General features: G+C 45.7%; 3 protein-coding genes. All 3 read right to left on the minus strand.

The window, feature by feature from the left end; translation table 11 throughout:
• Positions 1-2,819: isoleucine--tRNA ligase (ileS, locus tag IBX48_RS09495; RefSeq protein ID WP_296833792.1), on the minus strand; the 2,819-nt coding region annotated here is incomplete at its 3' end.
• A 10-nt stretch (positions 2,820-2,829) separates the two neighbouring features.
• On the minus strand, positions 2,830-3,777 hold the full coding sequence (gene ribF, locus IBX48_RS09500; protein WP_296833796.1) for a bifunctional riboflavin kinase/FAD synthetase: 948 nt from the start codon (positions 3,775-3,777) through the stop codon (positions 2,830-2,832).
• A 95-nt stretch (positions 3,778-3,872) separates the two neighbouring features.
• On the minus strand, positions 3,873-6,458 hold a 2,586-nt coding region (locus IBX48_RS09505), incomplete at its 5' end, for an EAL domain-containing protein (RefSeq protein WP_296833799.1).

Consider the following 6,458-nt stretch of genomic DNA (forward strand, 5'->3'; position numbering starts at 1 on the left):
TGGCGCACTTCGCCTTCTCCAGCGACGTTATCGACACAACGCTGGCATAACTCGGGATGTTCGGTGTTATGGCCGACATCGGCACGATGGTGCCAGCAACGCGGGCATTTGGTTTTGTCGGTGGCTTGTGCGTCAAGCCATAATCCACTTAATTCGCTTTCCAACGCCTGATCGGTCTTATCAGTCAGCGGCAAGACTTTGGCATAGGAGGTAATCAACACAAAACGCAGTTCGTCATCCAAGCTGGTTAATAATTTGTAAAGTTCGGCATCGGCAAACAAGCTCACTTCTGCGGTTAAGGAGGCTTTAATCACGCCTTCATTACGCAACTCTTCTAGACGTTTCGACACCGCTGAACGCACTTGCATAATCTGCGCCCAGTAAGCCGAGTTCATCGCAGAAGTTTCATCCAACTCAGTTAAGCCTTGATACCAAGTGGCAACAAACACGGTTTTAGAACGTTCGCCTGGAATGTATTGCCACAGTTCTTCAGCGGTAAAGCTTAGGATAGGCGCAATCCAACGCGTCATGGCTTCAACAATATGATATAAAGCGGTTTGCGCCGAACGGCGTGCCAAACCATCTGCTTTACAGGTGTATTGACGATCTTTAATCACGTCTAAATAGAATGCGCCCATTTCCACCGAGCAAAAGTGCGAAACCGCCTGATAAATCTGGTGGAAGTGATACTGCTCGTAAGACTCAATAATTTGGCTTTGCAATTGATGTGCATGCCCCACCGCCCATTTATCTAAGGGTAATAAGTCGTCATAGGCCACCAAGTCTTTGGCTGGATCAAACCCATTTAGGTTGGCTAAAAAGAAACGCGCGGTGTTACGAATACGACGATAGGTATCCGCTGTACGGCTAATAATTTCGTCTGACACGGTCATTTCATAACGATAGTCGGCGGCCGAAATCCACAAACGTAAAATATCGGCACCTAAAGTATCGGCAATTTTCTGCGGCGCAACCACGTTGCCTTTAGATTTCGACATTTTTTTGCCGTCTTTATCCACCGTAAAACCGTGCGTTAACACCTGTTTGTAAGGTGCGACTTTATTGATGGCGATACTGGTTAATAAAGACGACTGGAACCAACCGCGATGTTGATCTGAACCTTCTAAATATAAATCAGCCGGCATAGTTAACTCATCACGTTGTTCACACACCGCAAAGTGGGTAATACCGGAATCAAACCAAACGTCTAGGATATCCTGAACTTTTTCGTAATGCGCCGCTTCGTCACCCAATAACTCACTCGCATCCAAGTCGTACCAGGCATCAATCGAATTTTGTTCAATACGTTGGGCAATTTGTTCCATCAACTCGACTGTACGCGGGTGCATTTCGGCTGTGACTTTATGCACGAAAATCGTGATAGGCACGCCCCACAAACGTTGGCGTGAAATACACCAATCTGGACGACCGTCAATCATCGATTCGATGCGGTTTTGCCCCCAATCTGGCACCCACTCAACCGTTTTAATAGCATCCAACGCCTCTGCACGGAGCTTTTGCTGATCCATGCTAATAAACCACTGAGGTGTGGCACGGAAAATCAATGGGGTTTTGGTACGCCAACAATGTGGATAGCTGTGGGTAATGGCTTCATGATGTAATAACGCGCCATGTTCACGTAACACTTCCAGCACTGGCTCATCGGCTTTTAGAACATTAATGCCAGCGAATAACGGCGTGCCTTCGACAAAGGTACCTGAACCATCCACCGGACAATCGACTTCTAGATCATACTTTAAACCCACAATAAAGTCGTCTTGACCATGACCTGGCGCAGTGTGAACACAGCCTGTGCCGGCATCGGTGGTGACATGCTCACCTAAAATAATTGGCACAATGCGATCATAAAATGGATGCTGTAAGCGTAATAAATCAAACTGATCGCCACGACCATAAGCCACCACACGATAATGTTCGATATCACATTTTGCCATCACATCTTTGACCAAGGCTTCGGCCATAAATAAACGCTCTTTGCCCTGTTCGGTTTCAACTTGAACTAAGGCATATTCCAACTCAGGGTTAATCGCGACCGCTTGGTTGGCTGGAAGCGTCCAAGGCGTAGTTGTCCAAATAACAACTGACAACGGGCCTTCGCCAGTGTGATCTTCTACATGATGGCAACGTTCAAAAAACGCGGCTTCATCCACCACTTTAAAACGCACATCAATGGCGTTGGAGCGTTTTTCTTCGTACTCCACTTCAGCTTCAGCCAAAGCGGAACGCCCGCCAATAGACCAATAAACCGGCTTAGTGCCTTTTACTAAATGGCCTTTTTGAATAATTTTTGCCAGCGCACGCACTTCGTTGGCTTCAAAATCGAACGCTTTAGTTAAATAAGGGTTTTGCCAATCCGCCATCACACCCAAACGCTGAAAATCTTTCATCTGACCGTCAACCTGGGTCTGCGCGTAATCACGACAGGCCTGGCGGAATTCACGCTCGTTTAACTTCACCCCAACCCTGCCGTGTTTTTTCTCAACATTCAGCTCAATCGGCAAACCATGACAATCCCAACCCGGCACAAATGGCGCATCAAAACCGCTCAGGCCTTTTGATTTCACAATCATGTCTTTTAAGACTTTATTTACCGCATGACCGATATGAATATCACCGTTTGCATAAGGCGGACCATCGTGCAAAATAAACTTGGGACGACCGGCCATGTGTTCACGCACGGTTTGGTAAAGGTCATCGGCTAACCAAGCTTCAACTTGCTTAGGTTCACGCTGAGGCAAACCGCCACGCATCGGGAATTCGGTTTCTGGAAGGTTTAATGTAAGCTTATAGTCCGTCATGATTAGGGTCTCAAACAGGTTTTAGGTTTAAAAGTTGTCGGGCTTGAGCAGCATCTTTCGCAATTTGCGTTTGCAACTCGCTCAACCCATTGAATTTCATTTCTGGGCGAATAAACGCCTCTAAACGTACTTCGACATGCGCACCGTAAACCGATGTCTGCCAGTCAAATAAATGCACCTCAATTGAGGGTTGTTTGCCTTGCACCGTTGGGCGTACACCTATGTTGGCCACACCCGGCCAAGCTTGTTCAGCTAGGCCCGCCACCTTAACGGCAAACACACCACTTACCGGCATTTGTATGCGTTTTGGGTTTAGATTTAAGGTCGGAAACCCAATCTTACGCCCGAGTTTTTGGCCGTGAATCACCCGGCCTTCAAATCGAAAATCATGCCCTAGCAAATAATTGGCTTGTGCCAAATCCGGTATCTGTAACACTTCACGAATTCGCGTGCTGCTGACACGCTCGGCATCAACAATAAACGTCGACATCGCGCTAACATCAAAACCGAGCTCTTTACCCTGGGCTTTTAAAAACTTAAAGTCGCCCTGGCGTTGATGGCCAAACCGGAAGTCATCACCCACCACTAAATGGCGCACTTTTAAGCCTTGCTGCAAAACCCGAATCACAAACTGCTGGGCGGACAAGTTGGCAAACTCGGCATTGAACGCCACGCAAAGTACAAAGTCCACACCAGTGCGTTCAAAAGCATGCAGTTTTTCACGCAGGTTCATCAAGCGAACTGGCGCGTCCTCTGGGCGAAAAAACTCCACCGGAAAAGGTTCAAAAATCATCACTACACTCGGTAGCTTGGCTTGCGAAGCGCATTGCTTTAGCTCATCTAATACACGCTGATGACCAATATGCACACCATCAAAATTGCCAATCGTGACCACGCTACCTTGTCTTAGAGCAGACTGCGCATTGGCTAAATTATGTAAACCACGAATTAATCGCATAGTGACCGTAAGTGCATTATAAGACAGGAAAAGTGAGATTATAACGGATTCAAGGGCTTAAATGAAAACAACCAGGCCTGGTGACTTTAAAAAACTTACCAGGCCTGGTGATTGTTGTCCATTTTGGCCAGAAAGGTGAGCAAATCGGCATAATTAACCGGTTTGGAATAGAGGTAACCTTGAAACTCTCGGCAACCTAATGCCATCAAGGTTTGGTGGTGTTCACGGGTTTCGACGCCTTCGGCTACCACGCTCAAACCTAACTCCTTACTCATTAATAAAATACTGCGAACTAGGGGTTCGGCGTTGGTAACGGTAAAGAGATCACGCACAAAGTTTTGATCAATCTTGAGCTGATCCAGTGGCAGATTTTTAATACTCAATAGCGACGAATAACCGGTGCCAAAATCATCCATTGAGAACTTAATTCCGAACTTTTTAAGGCGTTGCATTTTATCAATCGAGTCTTGCATATCCATTAACATCATTGACTCAGTCAATTCGAGTTTGAGTTTGGTCGGATCAAATTGATAATGTTCAATATAAGCACGAATTTGCTCTACAAAATCGACTTGTTGAAGTTGTTGCGCACTAATGTTTACTGAGATAGTCAGTGCCGAAAAAGCCGGCACATCACGCCATTTCGCTAATACACTCACCGACTGTTTTAATACCCAATCACCTAAGGATAAAATTAAGCCATTTTCTTCGGCAATCGGAATAAATTCAGCCGGTGATATTTGACCCTTGGTTGGATGATGCCAACGAATCAAGGCCTCTGCGCCAATCACCTTAGATTGGTGATTAATTTGTGGTTGATAAAACAACTCAAATTGATCCAACTCAATCGCGGTTTTTAAATCTTCTTCTAAATTTAGGCGCTTTTCGAGATTTGCTTGCATCGCCGGATCAAATAAACGAATCATATTTCGCCCCGACGCCTTGGCTTGATACATCGCACTATCAGCATGGCGTAAGGTTTCATCGGCCCCGCCAGTATCATGTTCACAAAATAACGCAATACCAATGCTGGGCGTGATTTGATACTCAAACCCATCCAGATTATAGGGTTCACCTAAGTTTAATCGTATTTTTTCAGCCAACATTTCGGCTTCATAAGCCGCTTTTTGTTGGTCAGCATTAAGACCTTCAAACAAAACCACAAACTCATCGCCACCTAAGCGAGCCACTGTATCCACTTCACGCACAGACAGGGTTAAGCGCTTTGCGACCTCAATTAATAGCTTGTCACCGACCTCGTGTCCCTTGGTATCATTCAGTGCCTTAAAACGATCTAAATCCATATAGAGCAATGCACCAAATCGCTTTAACTGATGGCTCGCCGCCAAAGCATGTTCAACACGATCCAATAACAAACGTCGATTGGCTAACTGAGTCAGGGAGTCATAAAAAGCCAACTGGCGAATTTCATCCTGATCTATCTTAGTCTTGGTAATATCAAAAAACGCGCCAACATAATGACTCACTCGGCCTTTGCGATCATAAATTGCATGAATCGACAAACGCTCAAAATACTCTTCACCATTTTTGCGACGGTTCCAAATCTCGCCCAACCAATGACCGTGATTGGTTAATGCCAGCCACATCGCCGCATAAAAATCCTTGTCTTGACGGCCTGAGCTCAGTACGGCCGCTGTTTTGCCAACCACATCGGCCAGCTCATAGCCGGTCAAACGGGTAAAAGCGTCGTTAACTCGCACAATCCTACCTTTAGGATCGGTAATTAACACCCCCTCCTGAACATTAAATGCCGCGGCGGCAATGCGCAAATCATCTTGGTGGCGAACAATTCGCCAAACAATTAGACCAATCAATAATAAAAATAAGCCTGCCGTACTCCCACGCACCCAAAACATACGTTCATACCTTGCGAGCTCAGGTGCCGGCGATAAAGCAATCACATACGCCATTAAGTTTTGCGCGAGGTCGGTAACCGGCATAAAAACCGCTACATGAGAGTGGGAATTTACTAGATAGGGCGCAACAAAAGCTTGACCCGCCATTAAAGGTTTAGTTAATTGCTGATGGTCTAACGTTCTTGCCATTTGCTGCAAATATAAATTCGGTAAAGAGGCATTTTGAAATAACTCACGCGTTGGATCCTCTACCAACCAATCTGGGTGAAATAAACTTGGCGCATAATGCGACTGATAATCTTCAAATGGCATTTGCTTTGCACGTGGATGAAAAATAATCGCAAATTCGCGTTGTGTGCTAAGTTGGGTTAAATCTCGGCGTAAGGTTTCAAACTGATTACTGAACTCGACCGCCCCTAAGTGGGCTCCATTATGGACTATTGGAAAAACACTACGCAACCCAGCCACTACACGACCAAAATCAAAGCCAGTCACCGGTTTTAGGGTTTGGTTTGCCAGCCGAATACTGGTGCGAATATCCGTTAAATCATCACCAAATCTCGATGGATTATGGAGTCGTAACAGACTTGTATTATCAGGAAGGCTAAACTGAAACTGATAAATGCCCTGACGTCGCATTTGCTGGTATGCCAACTGAAATCCCTCATAAAGCTGATCACGCGCCATTGATTGACGCTGAGGATTCTGTGCCTCTATTAAGATCGACAAAACCTTAGGTTGCATAACATAGCTGTCAAAATAAGCTTGTTTGGCTTTTTGCTGCGCATTCAAGGTCGCTTGCCA

It is taken from the genome of Thiomicrospira sp. (assembly GCF_014859555.1).
GTDB lineage: Bacteria > Pseudomonadota > Gammaproteobacteria > Thiomicrospirales > Thiomicrospiraceae > Thiomicrospira.

What these genes read in the sequence shown, in the direction of transcription:
- ribF (WP_296833796.1), bottom strand. Translation starts at nt 3,777, where the DNA reads ATGCGATTAATTCGTGGTTTACATAATTTAGCCAATGCGCAGTCTGCT.